General features: G+C 40.1%; 2 protein-coding genes and 1 pseudogene. 1 reads left to right on the top strand and 2 read right to left on the bottom strand.

Annotated features, from left to right (window positions below; all coding sequences use genetic code 11):
• Positions 1 to 106: pseudogene (locus ACRCJ0_RS13075) on the top strand (rhodanese-related sulfurtransferase); the annotation flags it as partial.
• Between the two features lie 193 nt (positions 107 to 299).
• On the opposite strand, the gene ACRCJ0_RS13070 reads toward ACRCJ0_RS13075, so the two are convergent.
• Together ACRCJ0_RS13070 and ACRCJ0_RS13065 are read right to left on the bottom strand one after the other, a co-directional pair.
• Positions 300 to 1,103 carry an ABC transporter ATP-binding protein gene (locus ACRCJ0_RS13070; protein ID WP_431390701.1) on the bottom strand — a complete coding sequence of 268 codons (804 nt, stop codon included), beginning with the start codon at positions 1,101 to 1,103 and terminating at the stop codon, positions 300 to 302.
• 15 nt (positions 1,104 to 1,118) lie between these two features.
• On the bottom strand, positions 1,119 to 1,842 hold a 724-nt coding region (locus ACRCJ0_RS13065; RefSeq protein WP_431390700.1), incomplete at its 5' end, for an ABC transporter permease.

The following is a 1,842-nucleotide window of genomic DNA, read 5'->3' as shown; positions in this document are numbered from 1 at the left end:
CCGTGTTCACCCACGCAACCGTTACGTACAAGCTAAAGGTTGGTCTCACGATGAAATCGTTGCACGTTTAGCAGCAATCGGTGAAGAACTAACCGTAGAAGCATAATTTAGAAATCAAAAGACCGCTAGGAAAACCCTGGCGGTCTTTTTGCGTCTAAAGGAAGACGATGTTAATCATGATGAGTCCATCATCATATCTTGGTGAGCTAGTTAGCCTAACCACTAGAGTCTAATTTATACTAATGATTTTGAATCACTATCATCATTTATGGAACATCATTTTATATACGGTCTCGCTCTCACCCTAGTATTAGAGCGTCATCGTTTAATGCACGTCCTGATTGTTTTTTGAACATGTCTAATAATTGTTGTACGGTTAATTGTTTCTTCTCTTCACCAGAGATATCAATCAAGATGCGACCATTGTCCATCATCAACAAGCGGTTACCCATTTGTAAGGCTTGTTCCATATCATGTGTAATCATCAAGGCTGTTAATTGATCTCGTTGGATTACTTCTTCAGTTAATTTTAAAACCATGTCCGATGTTTTAGGGTCTAAGGCTGCTGTATGCTCATCTAATAGTAAGACTTTTGGCTTTTTCAAAGTTGCCATCAATAATGTTAATGCTTGACGTTGTCCACCAGAAAGCAAGCCAACTTCAGCAGTCAATCTATTTTCCAAGCCTAAGTCCAATAGTTTCAAGGCTTCTTTAAATTGTTCACGTTGCTTGTTGTTGACCCCTCGTCCAAATCCAAATGAGTGTCCGCGACGGTCTGCAATAGCCATGTTTTCTTCGATAGTTAACCGGCTAGCAGTCCCCATCCGTGTGTCTTGGAATACGCGTGATACTAAGCCCGCACGTTTGTTGGCAGTAAGTTTGGTCACGTCTTTATCTTCAATTTTAATAGTTCCTTGGTCTACCAATAGCGAACCGGCAATGGCATTTAGGAAAGTCGATTTTCCGGCCCCGTTACCTCCAATAATGGTGATGAAATCCCCTTTTTCTACCTTTAGGTCGACCCCTTTTAATACGTGGTTTTCGTTTGGTGTTTTAGCTTCAAATGTTTTATGTACGCTTTGTAATGTTAATACGCTAGTCATTGGTCAATCTCCTTTCTACGCTTCTTTACTTGTGATTGAATTTTTCACAACTTTTTTACCGTGTTGACGAACAGCTGGTACTCCAAGCGCTACGGCTAGGATTAAGGCTGAGAATAGACGGACGTCGTTTGGATTGAAGTTTAATTCTAATACCAATAGTAATAGTAATCGGTAAATGATTGACCCTAAAACAATCGCTAATAAGCGTTTAACAAAGGTGATGTTTTTCCCGATGGCTTCACCAATGACTACTGAGGCTAAACCGATAACCATTGCCCCAACACCCATATTGACATCTGCATAGCCGTTGTTTTGCGCTAATAAACCACCTGATAAACCAACTAATCCGTTGGCTACCATGAAGCCGATAATCTTTGACCAATCAGTATTGATCCCGTTGGCTTCACTCATCATGTAGTTATCACCTGTGGCACGGATGGCTAAACCAATTTGCGTATCGAAGAACCATTTAAGTAAGGCCACGATGGCTACAACAATGATTAAACCAATAACGATAACTGCTAAAGTCTTGTCTTCAATTAATTGACGCATTTGAGTGACCAAGGTATTTTGACTTAATAATGGCAAGTTGGCTTGACCTAAAATACGTAGGTTAATAGAGTACAAACCAGTCATCGTAATAATAGATGCAATCAAAGCTGGCACTTTTAATTTCGTATGTAATAAACCAGTGATTAGTCCAGCACCTGCCCCAATGACAAATGATAGTAAGGTGGCA

The sequence above is a fragment of the Aerococcus sp. L_32 genome (assembly GCF_050689315.1).
The sequence above is the reverse complement of the archived record's forward strand: the minus strand, read 5'-3'. Positions and strand labels throughout refer to the sequence as shown.

Excerpts from the sequence above, each read along its gene's own strand:
- ACRCJ0_RS13070 (WP_431390701.1), bottom strand. The coding sequence starts at position 1,103 with ATGACTAGCGTATTAACATTACAAAGCGTACATAAAACATTTGAAGCT.